Consider the following 14,799-nt stretch of genomic DNA (forward strand, 5'->3'; position numbering starts at 1 on the left):
GAACGTATTGGAAGTAATGCAAAAATTTATATATTTGACCGGTACGGAAAGTTACTGAAACAATTAAGTCCTGATGGAAATGGTTGGGATGGAACGTTTGCTGGTGAAGCTATGCCAACGAGTGACTACTGGTTTACAGTAGAGTACGACGAACCAAGCGACGGAGTACGTAAAGAATTTAAAGCCCATTTTACCTTGAAACGATAAAAAAATTATGAAATTAAAAAAGTATTGTTTAGTAGCATTTATAGCTTTTATAGCTAATTTTAGCTTTGCCCAAGAAGGTATTCCTATTTATTCTGATTATTTAACAGATAATTATTACTTAATTCACCCGTCTATGGCAGGTGTCGCAAATTGTGCTAAGGTAAGATTGACGGCTAGACAACAATGGTTTGGTGTTGATGATGCGCCGAGCCTGCAAACCTTAAGTATGAATGGAAGAATAGGGGAATCTCCTGTTGCAATCGGTGGTGTTCTTTTTAATGACTCTAATGGGTATCATTCAACGGTAGGTGGATATGCAACATTTGCTTATCACTTAATGTTTTCAAGAAATGAGATTGATTTAAATATGTTGTCATTTGGTTTGAGTGCTGGATTTTTACAATATAAATTAGATGAAACAAGTTGGTTAGCGCCAGGTGAGTTTGATGCAGCTGTTGCAGGAATTGAACAGAGTGCTACAAACTTTAACATTGATGTAGGGTTTTCTTATCATTTCGTAGATTTCTATGCGCATTTTACCGCTAAGAATATTTTAGATAATGATGGTGTAAATTATAATCAAAATGGGGAATTCGAATTTAAAAACTTAAGAACTTACTTATTGTCTTCTGGATATACTTTCAGTCAATATGGAAGTGAGTGGAGTTACGAACCTTCTATTATGTATATGTACAGAGATGCAACGGCAGAATCTTCGATTGATATTAATGCTAAGGTTTACAAGGAAATGGATTTTGGTAAAGTTTGGGGTGGATTATCTTACAGACGTAGTTTAGATGGAGCAGAGTTTCAGGATGGAGCTGGTGTGAGCACTCAAAAATCACAATACATCACTCCATTTTTAGGAGTAGATTATAATAATTTTGTGTTTGCATATACGTATTCATACCAAGCAAATACGGTAAATTTTAATACAGGTGGATTTCATCAATTAACTCTAGGTTTTAATTTTAACTGTAGAAGAGAAAAATATGAGTGTAACTGTCCTGCAGTAAACTAATAAAAGTATCACATAAAAAGAGGCTCAATTGTTATTGAGCCTCTTTTTATATGATATTAGCTTATTATTCCCATTTGTAATTTTTCTGTTCGGCTTGTGATTTTAAAGCTTTAATCATCGCATTTTCTAAACCATTACTAGTGTCTTTAGTCTGCTTAGCAATATAATCGCGTCGGTTGAGATTTAAAGTTGCTATTTCATCTTGAAGTTTTTTACGCAATTGGGCTTTTTCTTCGACATAAGTTTTGATTTCAGATTTAGATTTTCCCTTTAGTTCTTCAGGTAATTCGCTATCTTTTATTTCATCATAAGAAAAGTCAGCTTCTTTTTCAGCATCTACCAAATCCCAAGAACTGTTTTTGTATAAACGCGAACTTTTGCTCACGGTTCTACTTACCGCATTCGCTTTATTATAACTTCTAGCATTAGAGTCTTGCTCCGCTTGCATTTCCATTTTAGCTCTACCTGTACTTCCATAAGCAACATAAGTTGTATTTAGTTTTTCATTGAGCTCTAAAATTTTATCATCATACGGTGATGCGACATGTACTGTTGCTTGGTTGTGATTTATAGCGATATAATTGCCATGGGTTAAATCCGCTCCATCTTTCCATTTAGTTGAAATACCTTGGTTGTAATCACCACAAAAAATAGTATTCACGGTTACGTCATTTTGATGTGCTAATTTAGAAGCATCTTTGTAACTGACGTTTCCTTGTGTATAAGGTTCGTTTCCTGCGATGAAAATAAGTTTTAAATCCGCTTTGCTATCTCCCCATTCTAATTGGCTTAAAGCCGTGTTAATTACTTTTCCGCAATATTCATTGCCTCCATTTGTGGTTAGTGAGAATAATGATTTTGAAATTTCATCCAAATCATCACTAAAAGCAATGACTTGTCTTAAATAACCTTCATCTGCATTAAGATTATCATTTCCGTATTCGTAAAGTGCGATTTTGAGATTAGGACTTTGGTCTTCGCATTTTGCATAAGACAATTCATTCACAATTTTCCAAAGTTGCGCTTTGGCTTGATCAATTAAACCATCCATACTATTGCTGGTATCTAGGAGTAACGCGACTTTAATTTCAGGATTTTGAACTTTTGAAGTTGTTTTAATTACAGTTTCAGAAATGGCTAAATCTTGAGTTCTGTTTTTCGAATTTGCATTACAAGCTGTTAACGATGCTAAGCATAATGCAAATATTAAGGTTTTAAATTGTATTTTCATGTGTTTCATTATTTAGTGTTTAATTCTTTAACATCTATAGTGCCGTTCGGAGAAATCACATAGTATTTATGGTCTATTTTAGTTTCTACAATTGGTAATGCAGCTTTCTCTTTAGGTTTGGGCGTAAAGGCTAGTTTTATATTCATTCCTATTTGAATAACAGGTTCTAAAATGGACGGATTAATTACCACATCGTAGTTTTCATACGTTAAAGGTTGATAATAATAAGAGGTCTGCTTCTTTACTGTTGTAACGCCTTTATTTTTATCTAAAGCTTCAACAGAAGTGCTATTATAGGCTTGATAGCTTTGGTAAAAATCCTTTGGAAAATAACAGTATTTGTCGTCAGCAATAGCCACGTTATAATCAGACATATCAAAACCTAAAACTTTATAATATGCTTTTTTCTCTTCAATGAGTTTTAATAATTGATCTTGAAGATTTTTGTAAACATCCTGAATGTTTTCAACATAATAATCAACCTTAACCAAGTTATAAACTTCACTTTGTGCACAAGCTTCTAAAATAGCTTCAAATTGATTGGTTTTTGTAAATTGAATATGGATGTTCTGTTGTAATTCAAAGCCTTTAGGAACTTCTGTATAGGTTTTACTAAATAATTTCTTAGTGACTTCAACTTCATAAATCGGAATAAAAGAAATCACATCAATGGCGATATCGTTTTGAGTAATCCCTTTAGCATTTAAGCGATTTTTAATTTGGTCTATACGGTCTTTCATAAGCTTATTTGTAATTTCAGCTGAAGGTCCCATTTGAGATACATTAAATAGGGCTGTATAAGTTGTAGCACTTACATTTTGAAGCGCTTTTACATCAATGGTCAATATATTACTTGGATGAAGCGTCTGATTAATTTGTTGTTGTACCGTTGGGTTATAGATTTGTGCATTTCCAGAACTTAGAATATTTTGTCTAGAAATATCTTGGGTGATTTCATTGTAATTCCCTCGGTGTTGCGCCGATATGCTAAACCAACTTATTATGAATAAGAGTAGTATTGAATTGATTGTTTTCATAGTGCTAATTGTTTTTTGATTTATGGTGTAAAGCTCTACCTATAAAACAGAGATTAAAAATCAGAATGAGTAAAGTGATACTTCGACTGAGTGATGTGCTCTGCAATTTTAGTAGAGGTGACATTTTAAGCTTAAATAGAAATCGAATTTCGAAGAGGTCATTTTTTGAAACCAAATAAAGTATGTAGTTTAGTCCAACTAATTAAATATGACGTGAAGATTTCTAAAACATATTATATACTCTTACTATTTTTCTTTATAGGTTATACAACCTTCGGCCAAAATATAAAGATTGATAGTGCAAATGAAAAGGCTGCTTTTACGATTAGGGGTTCTGTATCCGAAAAAGGAACAAATAAGCCTTACAGGAATGTTGAGATATTAGTAAACGGAGGAAGATATGTTACCACTAGTTTTGATGGCTCATTTAATATTAGAGCTAAAATAGGAGATGAACTTATTATTAAGCATCCCGATTTTGAAACCGTTTATTATATTATAAAGTCTGATGAACAAATTAGTATTGAAGTGGTAGATGCTAAACAATCTAATTCGAGAGGAATAAACAAAGGGGATTCTAAGCGTTTTAATCAGATGATAGATTCTGCAGATGTTTATCTTAAAAAGGATGCAGAGAAAAGCATAAAATTTATTGGTGATGCTTTAAATGTAAATACGAGTAGTTCGCAAAACGCTGAGGCTTATGATGTGTTGGGTGATGTTTATATGCATTGGAAACAGTTCGATTTGGCGATTTCCGCTTATAAAATTAGTCTTCAAAATGTAGAAACAATTTCCGTAAGACTTAAATTATCTAAAGGGTATCTTAATAATGGTGATTATGAAACGAGTCTGTCTTCATATAAAGGGTTAGAGGAAAAGAATTTATCTAATTATGAGAAAACAGTATGGTACGAAGGAATTGGTGATACTTATGTAAAACTAAAAGCGTTTACTAAAGCCGTAAAGGCTTATGAAGACGGTTTAGAAGTGGCTCAAAAACACCTCATAGCTCCAAAAGTTACTGATTTAAATTCTAAAATAGCACAAGTTTACAGCGCGCAAGGGCAAACTAGTAAGGCTAAAGGATACTTTACGAATTCACTGAATTTAGCAAAGCAAGAAAATAAAAAACGAGCGGTAGAAGAGCAGGTCAAAGTCGCTGAATTTAATAGCGATAATGCAGAATACGAAAGTGAGATTGTATTACGGAAATTGGCTATAGAAGGAATTAAAGATATTGAGAACGATTCTGTTATTAGCAACGAAAGTCCAATTACATCGCAAAAGCAAAATTATAAAATTGGTAATGCGTATTTGCTGAGCAACGATTTAACGAATGCCATTCCGTATTTAGAGAAAAGTAGGGAGGAAGCAGGTGAAAGGGGTGATTTAGATGTAAAACTAGATGCCACACGTAAGCTTTCTGAAGTTAATGCGAGATTGGGTAACACAGAAAAAACAATAGCTTATAATGATGAATATAAAGACGTTGTTGACGAGCTTTATACAAAAAAAATCCAAGAAATTTCTCAAGCCGCCCGCTTTAGCCGCAGCATTGCTGAACAACAAAATAGAATAACCTCTCTAGAGAGTGATCGCGCATTATCTAAAAGTACTTATGAGTTGACCCAAGAACGCAACAAAAGTCAACAACTCATTATTTATTCTTTAATAGGTGGTTTAATTCTATTGTTAATTACTGGTTTTTTAATGTTTAAATACATTAAGCAACAGCGTTTGGCTAATAATTTACTGGCTTTAAAATCGTTGCGAAGCCAAATGAATCCGCACTTTATTTTTAACGCCTTAAACTCTGTAAATACGTTTATTGCGACAAACGATGAGCGAACAGCAAACAAATATTTATCGGATTTTTCACAATTGATGCGTGCCGTTTTAGAAAATAGTGAAGAAGATTTTATTCCCTTGAAAAAAGAAATCGAGTTACTAAATTTATATACTAAACTCGAACACTTCAGATTTCAAGATAAGTTTGATTATACTATTGATGTCGATGAAACTATTGATATTGAAGAATTTCAGATTCCACCAATGTTATTACAGCCATATATCGAAAACGCGGTTTGGCATGGCTTGCGCTATAAAAAAGAAAAAGGACATTTGTATATTCATATCCAACCAAAATCTAAAGACGAAATAACCATTGCCATTTCAGATGATGGCATCGGAAGAAAGCGTTCTAAGGCTTTGAAAACTGATCATCAGAAAAAACAGAATTCAAAAGGCATGAACAACATTAAAAAACGTGTTGCCATTTTGAATGAAATGTATAAAGATAAAGTTGATGTTACAATTAACGATTTTCAAGACTTGGAAGATGCAGGGACGAAGGTGGTTGTGACACTGAAAAAAGACTAAACAAAGTTTGAAGCCTGAAGTTGGAAGTAACTTTGAGCTTCGAGTTTATCATTTTAAACTATAGACTATGAAATTAAACTCCATTATAGTAGAAGACGAAGAAAATAGCAGACTAATCCTTCGGAATTATTTAACGAAGTATTGTCCTAATATTTCAATTTTAGGAGAAGCTTCTAATGTTGAAGAGGCTCTGGTTTTAATTAGAAATAATGATTTAGACGTGGTATTTTTAGATGTAGAAATGCCTTATGGAAATGCCTTCGATTTATTGGATAAAGTAGGAGATGTTAATTTTGAAACCATATTTGTAACCGCCTACAATCATTATGCGATAGATGCTTTAAATGCACATGCATCTTATTATTTAATGAAGCCAATTTCTATTGATGAGTTAATAAAGGCTGTGGATTATGTTACTGAAATTAGAACGAAAGAAGATGCGCTTCAAGATCAAATTTTAGTGCCAAAGACAAATGCTGTGAATGGTAAAATAACACTTCCACAACAAGATGGTTTTGAAGTTATAGAAACGGCAGACATTATGTATTGCAAGGCTGATGATAACTACACCGAAATATATCTGAATAACAACAAAAAGAAACTCGTTAGTAAGACTTTAAAATATATTGAAGAAAGCCTAAAAGATGCCAATTTTGCTAGAGTTCATAAGAGCTATTTAGTTAATGTGAATGAAATTGTAAAATACGTAAAAGGCAAAGGAGGTAGTGTGATTTTAAGTAACGGTAAAGAAATTCTAGTGTCAGCTTCTAAGAAATCGGATTTGTTATCTTATTTCAAGTAACCCACTATTTAATTTATGGCTGCTGAGCGAAGTAGAAGTGATAGTAACCTTGGAAAAAAAGAGGTTTGTGTCAATAATATTTCTCGGATTAATTTAAGTCTCTATAGTTAAATTTAGGTTGAAATTTTCTTGGGCCTCCAGTGGTATGCTTTTTTCTAAATAGTAAATAAAATATAGAACCTATAACAGGAAATAATAAAATAACAAGAAACCATACAGTACTCATATAAGGGAGCTTAAACCGAGATCTGGTGATGTCAGAAATTGCCCAAAACCATAATACAATAGCAACAATTATAAAGCCGATAATTAAAGATGATCCCATGACGCAGTGTTTTTTAAATTAATTAAAATATTTAAATACTCAATTCTACGGCCATCCCTTCATTAGCTCTTACATTAAAAACGGTATTATCTTCAAAAATTAAATACTGGCCTTTAATTCCAACTAATTTTCCTGAATAGTTGGGGTTTTTGCTTAAATTCAGACTTTTAAGTTTTTCGGGATACTGATTTACAGGAAATTTAATATGAGTTTCCGTATTGTCTTCAATAAAATAAGGTAAAGCCTCCTCAGGAATGTAAGCTTTTAATTTTTGTTTCCATTCTAATAAATCTTCATCCTTTATATCATTTTTCAACATCGTTCTCCAATTGGTTTTATCGGCAACATAATCTTTTAAAGCAACTTCAGTAATTCCTGCTAAGTAACGGTTAGGGACTTCAACAATTTCAACAGCCTCATGTGCTCCTTGATCAATCCAACGGGTTGGTACTTGGCTTTTTCTAGTTACTCCAACTTTTACATTGCTCGAGTTGGCTAAATATACGATATGTGGTTGTAGTTGCACTTTTGTTTCGTAGTCTAAATCTCTATCTTCTTTCCCTAAATGTGCGGTGCTCAATTCTGGTCGCATAATCCAATCACCCGCAAAAGGTTTATCAAAAAAGCAGGTTTTACAAAAGCCTTGTCTATAAATAGGTTTGTTTAATCCGCAGCTCAAACATTGGTGTCCAATTAGTTTTATGTCAATGGTTTTGTTTAATAATTGATTTACATGAATAAAGTCATTCTCAAAGACAAGATAGTACTGAATAGGTTCTAAAAACTCGGTTTGCATTTTAGTGAGGACTCCTGTATAAAGCATAAAGAAATTTAGTATTTTTAGCATTAATTAATAGTGTAAAGATAGCCAATCCATGCCAATTCCTATTGTAAATTCCATTGCGTCTTGGTTTTTGAAAAAACGATTTCATCAAATAGAATTGTTTTTAAAATACCCCAACGAAGTACAGAACGAGTTGCTTTTTAGTTTGTTAAAACTAGCAAAGGACACTGAGATCGGTAAACAATATGATTTTGATTCTATTAAAACCTATAGAGAGTTTAACGAGCGAATTCCTATTGTAAACTATGAAGAGTTTCAGCCTTTGATAGAGCGTTCGCGTAATGGTGAACAGAATATTTTTTGGCCAAGACCTATAAAATGGTTTGCTAAATCTAGCGGAACAACTAATGCTAACAGTAAGTTTATTCCTGTAAGTTTTGAATCTCTTGAGGATTGTCATTATGCAGCTAGTAAGGATTTACTGTGTATGTATTTAAACAACAATGAAGATGCACAGTTGTTTACAGGTAAAAGCTTACGTTTAGGGGGAAGTAAGGAATTGTACAAAGAAAATGGAACAGTATTTGGCGATTTAAGTGCAATTCTTATTGATAATATGCCTTTTTGGGCAGAATTTAGTAGTACTCCAAGTAACAGAGTTTCTCTGATGAGTGATTGGGAACATAAGATGCAGGCTATAGTTGAAGAAACAGTAGAGGAAAACGTAACGAGCTTAGCAGGTGTGCCATCTTGGATGTTAGTGTTACTTAACAATGTTTTAGAGAAAACAGGTAAAGACAGTCTTTTTGATATTTGGCCCAATCTAGAAGTATATTTTCATGGAGGTGTAAATTTCAACCCATATGTAGACCAATACAAGGCAATTTTACCATCTAATAAGTTTAGGTATTACGAAATATACAATGCGTCCGAAGGCTTTTTTGCAATTCAAGATCAAAATAATTCAAGTGACTTATTATTAATGTTAGATTATGGGATTTTCTATGAATTTATTCCAATGGATGCATATGGAACAGAAGCACAAGTAGTAATTCCATTGAGCGATGTTAAACTCAATACAAACTATGCGGTTATTATTACGACGAACGCAGGTTTATGGAGGTATAAAATTGGTGATACAATTCGTTTTGTAAGTTTAAGTCCTCATAGAATTAAAGTGTCTGGTAGAACAAAACACCATATCAATGCATTTGGTGAAGAATTAATTATAGAAAACGCAGAGGAAGCACTAAGAAAAGTTTGTGAGCACACTTCTGCGGAAATTGTGGATTATACAGCCGCTCCTGTTTTTATGGAAGGGAAAGAAAAAGGTGCACATGAGTGGATTATAGAATTTAAAAAAGCTCCGGATAATATGTCTCATTTTGAAGAATTGTTTGATAATTCTTTAAAAGCTTTAAATTCAGATTACGAAGCAAAGCGTCTTAACAATATGACGCTTAACAAACCGAAGATACATAGTGCAAGACCTAATTTATTTTACGATTGGTTAAAGGAAAATAATAAACTTGGAGGTCAGCATAAAGTGCCGAGACTATCTAATAGTCGAATTTATTTAGACGCGTTATTACAGTTAAATTATCAGTAAAAATCCGAGATACTATAATAATTAAGATGACTAATAATACTTTAAGGATCGCTATTATTTACGATACACTTTATCGCTAATAAAAACACTTATAGTCACTATATCGACAATCTTATAAGTTTTATCTAATAAAAAAATCAAATTTATCTTGCTTTAATTTATGCCATTATATTAGCAGTAATTAAATGTGCTATCATTAATATAAATTCCCTCAAGTATATATAGTATTGCGTGCAATATTTAATTAATCAATCCTAACTAAACGAAAAAACCACAATTTCTAATATTGAAATTGTGGCTTTTTTTATGATCTAAATTGGAGCTTATGAAACGGCTTTCAATTTTTTAAGTGTCGATTTATTTAAGCGATCTTCAGCAAACGTTTTTGTAACGTTTAATTTTGTTTCATCTGAGCTCGGTAACTCAAACATCGCTTCAGTTAAAATCTCTTCGCAAAGGGATCTTAAACCACGAGCACCAAGCTTGTACTCAATAGCTTTTCCAACGATATAATCTAAAGCACCGTCTGTAATTGTAAACTCAACGTCATCCATCTCAAACAATTTTTTGTATTGTTTAATGATGGCGTTTTTAGGTTCAGTCAGTATTGCTCGTAATGTTTTAGCATCTAAAGGATCCATGTATGTTAACACAGGTAGACGACCTATGATTTCTGGTATTAATCCAAAATCTTTTAAATCTTTAGGGATAATATATTGTAGAATGTTATCCTTGTCTATAGTATCTGTTTTCATGGCGCTATATCCCATAGCTTGCATATTCAAACGTTTGGAAATGGCGCGCTCAATACCGTCAAAAGCTCCACCTGCAATAAATAGAATGTTTTCAGTGTTAACTTCGATAAATTTTTGATCGGGGTGCTTACGACCTCCTTTTGGTGGTACATTAACCACTGTACCTTCTAATAGTTTTAGTAAGGCTTGTTGTACTCCTTCTCCAGAAACATCTCTAGTTATAGAAGGATTATCACTTTTACGTGCAATCTTATCGATTTCATCAATAAACACAATACCGCGTTCTGCTTTTTCAAGATTATAGTCTGCAGCTTGTAATAAGCGCGTTAATATGCTTTCTACATCTTCACCCACATAACCTGCTTCTGTAAGTACCGTCGCATCAACAATTGCCAAAGGGACATTTAACATTTTAGAAATGGTCTTAGCCATTAATGTTTTTCCTGTACCTGTTTGCCCAACCATAATGATATTACTTTTTTGTATTTCAATATCATCATCAGATGGTGGCTGTAATAAACGCTTATAGTGATTGTAAACCGCAACAGACATTACACGTTTGGTGTTTTCTTGTCCTATGATATACTCGTCTAAAAAGCCTTTAATTTCTTTGGGCTTTTTAAGCATCAGCTCTGAGCTTAATTCTGAATTACCAGATTGTTTAGACTCTTCTATAACTATACCATGTGCTTGCTCAATACAACGATCACAGATATGTGCATCCAAACCCGCTATTAGCAAGCTGGTCTCTGGCTTTTTCCTACCACAAAATGAACATTCTAATTCTTCCTTTGCCATTATCAATTTTTTAATTCCTGCGAAAGCAGAAATCTAATTTTACATTTTAATTATAAGTCGAAAGTATTTTGGATTACTTGCGTTCTAAAATTTCATCAATCATTCCGTAATCTAAAGCCTCTTGTGAACGCATCCAATAATCTCTATCAGAATCTTTTTCAACCTGCTCAATAGATTTTCCAGAATGCTTAGCTATTACAGCATATAATTCCTCTTTAACTCTAATCGTTTCCTTTAATGCAATTTGCATATCGCTTAACTGCCCTTGAGTTCCACTACTTACTTGGTGAATCATTACACGAGAATGTTTTAATGCCGAACGTTTTCCTTCTGCACCAGCACACAATAATACAGCTGCCATTGATGCTGCAATACCAGTACAAATCGTTGCTACATCTGGTTTTACAAATTGCATGGTATCATAGATCCCTAAACCTGCATATACAGAACCTCCTGGAGAATTAATATAAATTTGAATATCTTTTGAAGCATCAGTACTTTGCAAAAACAATAATTGTGCTTGTATAATATTTGCAACTTGGTCATTAACTCCTGTGCCTAAAAATATTATACGGTCCATCATTAAACGCGAGAATACATCAAAAACGGCGATATTCATCTGACGTTCTTCAATAATATTAGGCGTCATATTAGAAGGGTACATACTCTCAATAATCTTAGAGTAATAGTTACTATTTATACCTTGGTCTTTTATTGCAAATTTTTCAAATTCTTTTCCGTAATCCATATGAATTTTAATTCTTTTAATTAATGTTTTTTCAATAAAGCACTACTACTGTGCTCAGTGTGATATCGATTTTTTGTAAAAAATATATTCCAAAAAAAAGCGTAAAACTTTTACATTTTACGCCTTAAAGATACTAATAATTTTTAGGTTAGCGTTTTAACGTTAACCACATTTTAAGGTTTTAAGGCTTAGCCTTAATATTTTTAAAATTAGCTGTAGAATTCTTTTACAAAATCATCATAAGTGATGTCTTTTGTTTTAATATTAGCTTCTGTCTTGTATAAGTTTAATAATTTTTGACTCATTAACTGTTCTGACATACGCTTTACTTCATCTTGATTTCCTAAAATACGTGCCGCGATGTCTTCTAATTCTTTATCTGAAGGATTCATTTGACCAAACTGAGCCATCTGACCTTTAATCATGTCCATTGAATACGCTTTCAATTCTTCAAACTGAACCTGAAGCTTATGTTCCGTGATTAGTTTTCCTTCAATAAGTTGGTAACGCATGCTTTTTTCAGACTTTTCATATTCTTCTTTAGCTTGCTCTTCAGTCATTTGCTCTTCACCGGCAGTTTGCATCCATTTTTGTAAAAAACTTGAAGGTAAATCGAATTTGGTATTTTCAACTAAATTTTCAGTAACGTCATTTAATAATTTCTGATCTCCTTGTTGAACAAATTGTTTTTCTGAGTCTTCTTTAATTTTATCTTTCAATTCCGTTACAGAACTTACAGCCCCTTCTCCAAATAATTTATCGAATAACTCTTGATCTAAGTCTGCTAATTCACGGTCGTTAATTTCAGTGATTGTAAAATCTACTTCGATTTCTAAACCATGAGCATCATCATGAGCTACTTTTAAAGCATTCATTAAATCGTGGTCGTCGCTAAATAATCCTTTTGTTTTTAAGGTAATAACGTCTCCAACTTTAGCTCCTATAAATTTCTTAGAATTTGCTTTTCCTTTTAACTTGTCTAAAGTTAACATGGTAGAATTATCAATTTCTTTTTCTTCGTTAGTGAAAGTTCCTGTGATTTCAGAAGCTTCAGTTACGGCGTCTTGAGAAACGATCTTTCCGTATTGTTTTTGGATATGTTCAATCTGTTCATTGATCATCTTGTCATCCGCCACAATATTATAATGTGTTATTGCTTTTTTGCTTTTCAAATCTACATCGAATTCAGGAGCTAGTCCTAACTCAAATTCGAAAGTGAATGCCTCAGCATCCCAATTTAAATCGTCTTGTGCTTTTGGTAATGGATTACCTAAAACATCTAATTTTTCTTCAACTAAATATTTTCCAAGCGCATCTTGAAGTAATTTATTTACTTCATCTACCAATACAGCTTTACCATATTGCTTCTTTACCATTCCCATCGGTACATGACCTTTTCTAAAACCAGGAATGTTAGCAGACTTGCGGTAATCTACTAAGATTTTCTCTACTTTGTCGCTATAATCTTCTTTAGCGATGTCCACTTTTACAACTGCATTTAATGCATCGATGTTTTCTCTTGTAATATTCATTTTTTTGAAACTAAAATTGGGCTGCAAAAATACAATATTTTTTGCAACCCAACAATAGTTTTAAGCGTTTGAACTTAAGCTACTTTTTATCTTCTTTTAAGAATGATTGCAATAACGATTGCAAAAGGGATAAAAGAATACTGAAAAGCAATGCGGTCCAAAAGCCAGAGACTCCAAATCCAGAGATAAGACTACTTGCTAATAATATAATAAGAGCATTAATGACTAATAGAAAAAGACCTAAGGTTATAATAGTTACGGGTATGGTTAAAATAACTAATATTGGTTTAACTAGTAAATTGAGAATAGCCAGTACAATGGCTACAATAATTGCTCCGGCATAACCATCTACAGTGACACCATTGAGGATGTTTGCTAAAACAAAAACGGCTAAGGCGTTTAGTAAAAGTCGAATGATGAGATTCATATTTTTTTTTGAATTAAAGTATAAGATACTAAATAATTGATAGTTATTTCTGAATTTGAAAAACAATAGGTATTGAAAACGGAATAATAACAGGTTTATCTCGTTGGTATGCTGGCTCTACAATTGGTAGGAGTTTTATAACTCTTACGGCTTCTGCGGCTAAGCCAGGATGTGGTGCTCTTGCTTTAGCCTCTATGACTTTACCAGCTTTATCTATTTTGAAATTAAGAACGATTCTTTGTCTTCCTAATAAATTTAAATCTGTAGCTAAATAAGTGTTGAAATTTTTACCAATGAGTTGATTTATATTTGTGTTCATGCATGCTCTTCTAGTTTTATTAGTTAACATTTCTTCACAGCCTGGATAAACAGGTACAAGTTCTATAACACCGTCGGCAACTTTGGTTGGTTTTAATATGTCTTTGAATTTAGACTTTGAAGCAATGCCATCTTTAAACTTAACCTTTTCAATTTTCTTTCCTGTGGCGTCAAACTTAACCCATGTGCTGTTTAAAAGACCTTTAGAATATTTCCCTGTCCATTCCAAAATATGACCTGGTAGATATCTTTTTTCTTCACCATCAACCTTATCTTTTAGGTTAGTGCCTTCAAGTTTTAGGTTGCCATATTCATCATATTTTTTGTAAAGGCCATTTCTGTAGCCTTCTTTATAAGTGACGAGCCATTCAAGTTTACCATTTTCGTGGTATTTTTTCCATTCGCCAACTAAATCAAATTCAAAATAGTTAGCTTCTATTTCTTTGGCACCGCTTTCATAATAACTTTTAAAATAGCCTGATTCATTTTGTCTTTTATAGTCTAGATTACCGCTTTTATAATAGGCGATTGTAACATAGACCCCATCCTCTAATTCTGTTTTGTTACTTACGATACCATTGTCGTAGTATGTAATTGATGCATCGTTATATTTGCCGTCATTATAGCTAAATACTTTTGAAACTTGTCCGTTTTTGTAATACATTTTCCACCCGCCAATACGTTTGTTATTTTTGTACTGCCCTTCTTCTTTGAGTTCCCCAGAATCGTAATAGTCTTGATATGGTCCGTCTGGCATGTCTTGAGCCATTGTAAACTGAAAGCTAAATAAGTAGAGGATAATTACAATTAGATACTTCATAGT

Annotated in this window: 14 protein-coding genes; 5 read left to right on the forward strand and 9 right to left on the reverse strand. The window is 32.8% G+C overall.

Features of this window, described 5'->3' with window-relative positions:
* Both HM986_RS13370 and HM986_RS13375 read left to right on the forward strand, forming a co-directional pair.
* The coding region (locus tag HM986_RS13370; protein ID WP_179335602.1) for a T9SS type B sorting domain-containing protein at positions 1-207 on the forward strand (207 nt) is incomplete at its 5' end.
* A 7-nt stretch (positions 208-214) separates the two neighbouring features.
* Positions 215-1,228 carry a PorP/SprF family type IX secretion system membrane protein gene (locus tag HM986_RS13375; RefSeq protein WP_179335603.1) on the forward strand — a complete coding sequence of 338 codons (1,014 nt, stop codon included), beginning with the start codon at positions 215-217 and terminating at the stop codon, positions 1,226-1,228.
* A gap of 64 nt (positions 1,229-1,292) precedes the next feature.
* Here the strand turns inward: HM986_RS13375 and HM986_RS13380 are convergent, their stop codons facing one another.
* Positions 1,293-2,459, reverse strand: coding sequence for a vWA domain-containing protein (locus tag HM986_RS13380; RefSeq protein ID WP_179335604.1), 1,167 nt, complete (start codon positions 2,457-2,459; stop codon positions 1,293-1,295).
* A gap of 8 nt (positions 2,460-2,467) precedes the next feature.
* On the reverse strand, positions 2,468-3,496 hold the full coding sequence (locus tag HM986_RS13385) for an SIMPL domain-containing protein (protein ID WP_179335605.1): 1,029 nt from the start codon (positions 3,494-3,496) through the stop codon (positions 2,468-2,470).
* Between the two features lie 213 nt (positions 3,497-3,709).
* Between HM986_RS13385 and HM986_RS13390 the strand changes: the two genes are divergently transcribed.
* Positions 3,710-5,878, forward strand: coding sequence for a tetratricopeptide repeat-containing sensor histidine kinase (locus HM986_RS13390; RefSeq protein ID WP_179335606.1), 2,169 nt, complete (start codon positions 3,710-3,712; stop codon positions 5,876-5,878).
* A 67-nt stretch (positions 5,879-5,945) separates the two neighbouring features.
* Positions 5,946-6,680: a LytR/AlgR family response regulator transcription factor gene (locus HM986_RS13395; RefSeq protein ID WP_179335607.1), complete on the forward strand. Its 735-nt coding sequence runs from the start codon at positions 5,946-5,948 to the stop codon at positions 6,678-6,680.
* Positions 6,681-6,768: 88 nt separating this feature from the next.
* On the opposite strand, the gene HM986_RS13400 is transcribed toward HM986_RS13395, so the two are convergent.
* Both HM986_RS13400 and HM986_RS13405 read right to left on the reverse strand, forming a co-directional pair.
* Positions 6,769-7,005, reverse strand: a complete 237-nt coding sequence (locus tag HM986_RS13400) for a PLDc N-terminal domain-containing protein (RefSeq protein ID WP_179335608.1) — start codon at positions 7,003-7,005, stop codon at positions 6,769-6,771.
* Between the two features lie 31 nt (positions 7,006-7,036).
* The gene (locus tag HM986_RS13405; RefSeq protein ID WP_179335763.1) at positions 7,037-7,828 is read right to left on the reverse strand and encodes a DUF2797 domain-containing protein; all 792 of its coding nucleotides are present in this window, start codon (positions 7,826-7,828) and stop codon (positions 7,037-7,039) included.
* Positions 7,829-7,880: 52 nt separating this feature from the next.
* Between HM986_RS13405 and HM986_RS13410 the strand changes: the two genes are divergently transcribed.
* Entirely contained in the window at positions 7,881-9,398 is a 1,518-nt protein-coding gene (locus HM986_RS13410) for a GH3 auxin-responsive promoter family protein (protein ID WP_179335609.1), read from the forward strand.
* A 323-nt stretch (positions 9,399-9,721) separates the two neighbouring features.
* Here the strand turns inward: HM986_RS13410 and clpX are convergent, their stop codons facing one another.
* From clpX to HM986_RS13435, 5 genes are all read right to left on the reverse strand, one after another.
* Positions 9,722-10,951 (reverse strand): ATP-dependent Clp protease ATP-binding subunit ClpX, encoded by a 1,230-nt coding sequence (clpX, locus tag HM986_RS13415; protein WP_179335610.1) that lies wholly within the window; start codon positions 10,949-10,951, stop codon positions 9,722-9,724.
* Between the two features lie 73 nt (positions 10,952-11,024).
* Positions 11,025-11,699 (reverse strand): ClpP family protease, encoded by a 675-nt coding sequence (locus HM986_RS13420; protein WP_179335611.1) that lies wholly within the window; start codon positions 11,697-11,699, stop codon positions 11,025-11,027.
* Positions 11,700-11,908: 209 nt separating this feature from the next.
* Positions 11,909-13,231, reverse strand: coding sequence for a trigger factor (tig, locus tag HM986_RS13425; RefSeq protein WP_179335612.1), 1,323 nt, complete (start codon positions 13,229-13,231; stop codon positions 11,909-11,911).
* A 79-nt stretch (positions 13,232-13,310) separates the two neighbouring features.
* Complete coding sequence (locus HM986_RS13430; protein WP_179335613.1) at positions 13,311-13,658, reverse strand: phage holin family protein; 348 nt, start codon at positions 13,656-13,658, stop codon at positions 13,311-13,313.
* Between the two features lie 43 nt (positions 13,659-13,701).
* Complete coding sequence (locus tag HM986_RS13435) at positions 13,702-14,796, reverse strand: hypothetical protein (RefSeq protein WP_179335614.1); 1,095 nt, start codon at positions 14,794-14,796, stop codon at positions 13,702-13,704.
* Between the last annotated feature and the right edge of the window lie 3 nt (positions 14,797-14,799).

It is taken from the genome of Winogradskyella costae (genome assembly GCF_013403865.1).
GTDB lineage: Bacteria > Bacteroidota > Bacteroidia > Flavobacteriales > Flavobacteriaceae > Winogradskyella > Winogradskyella costae.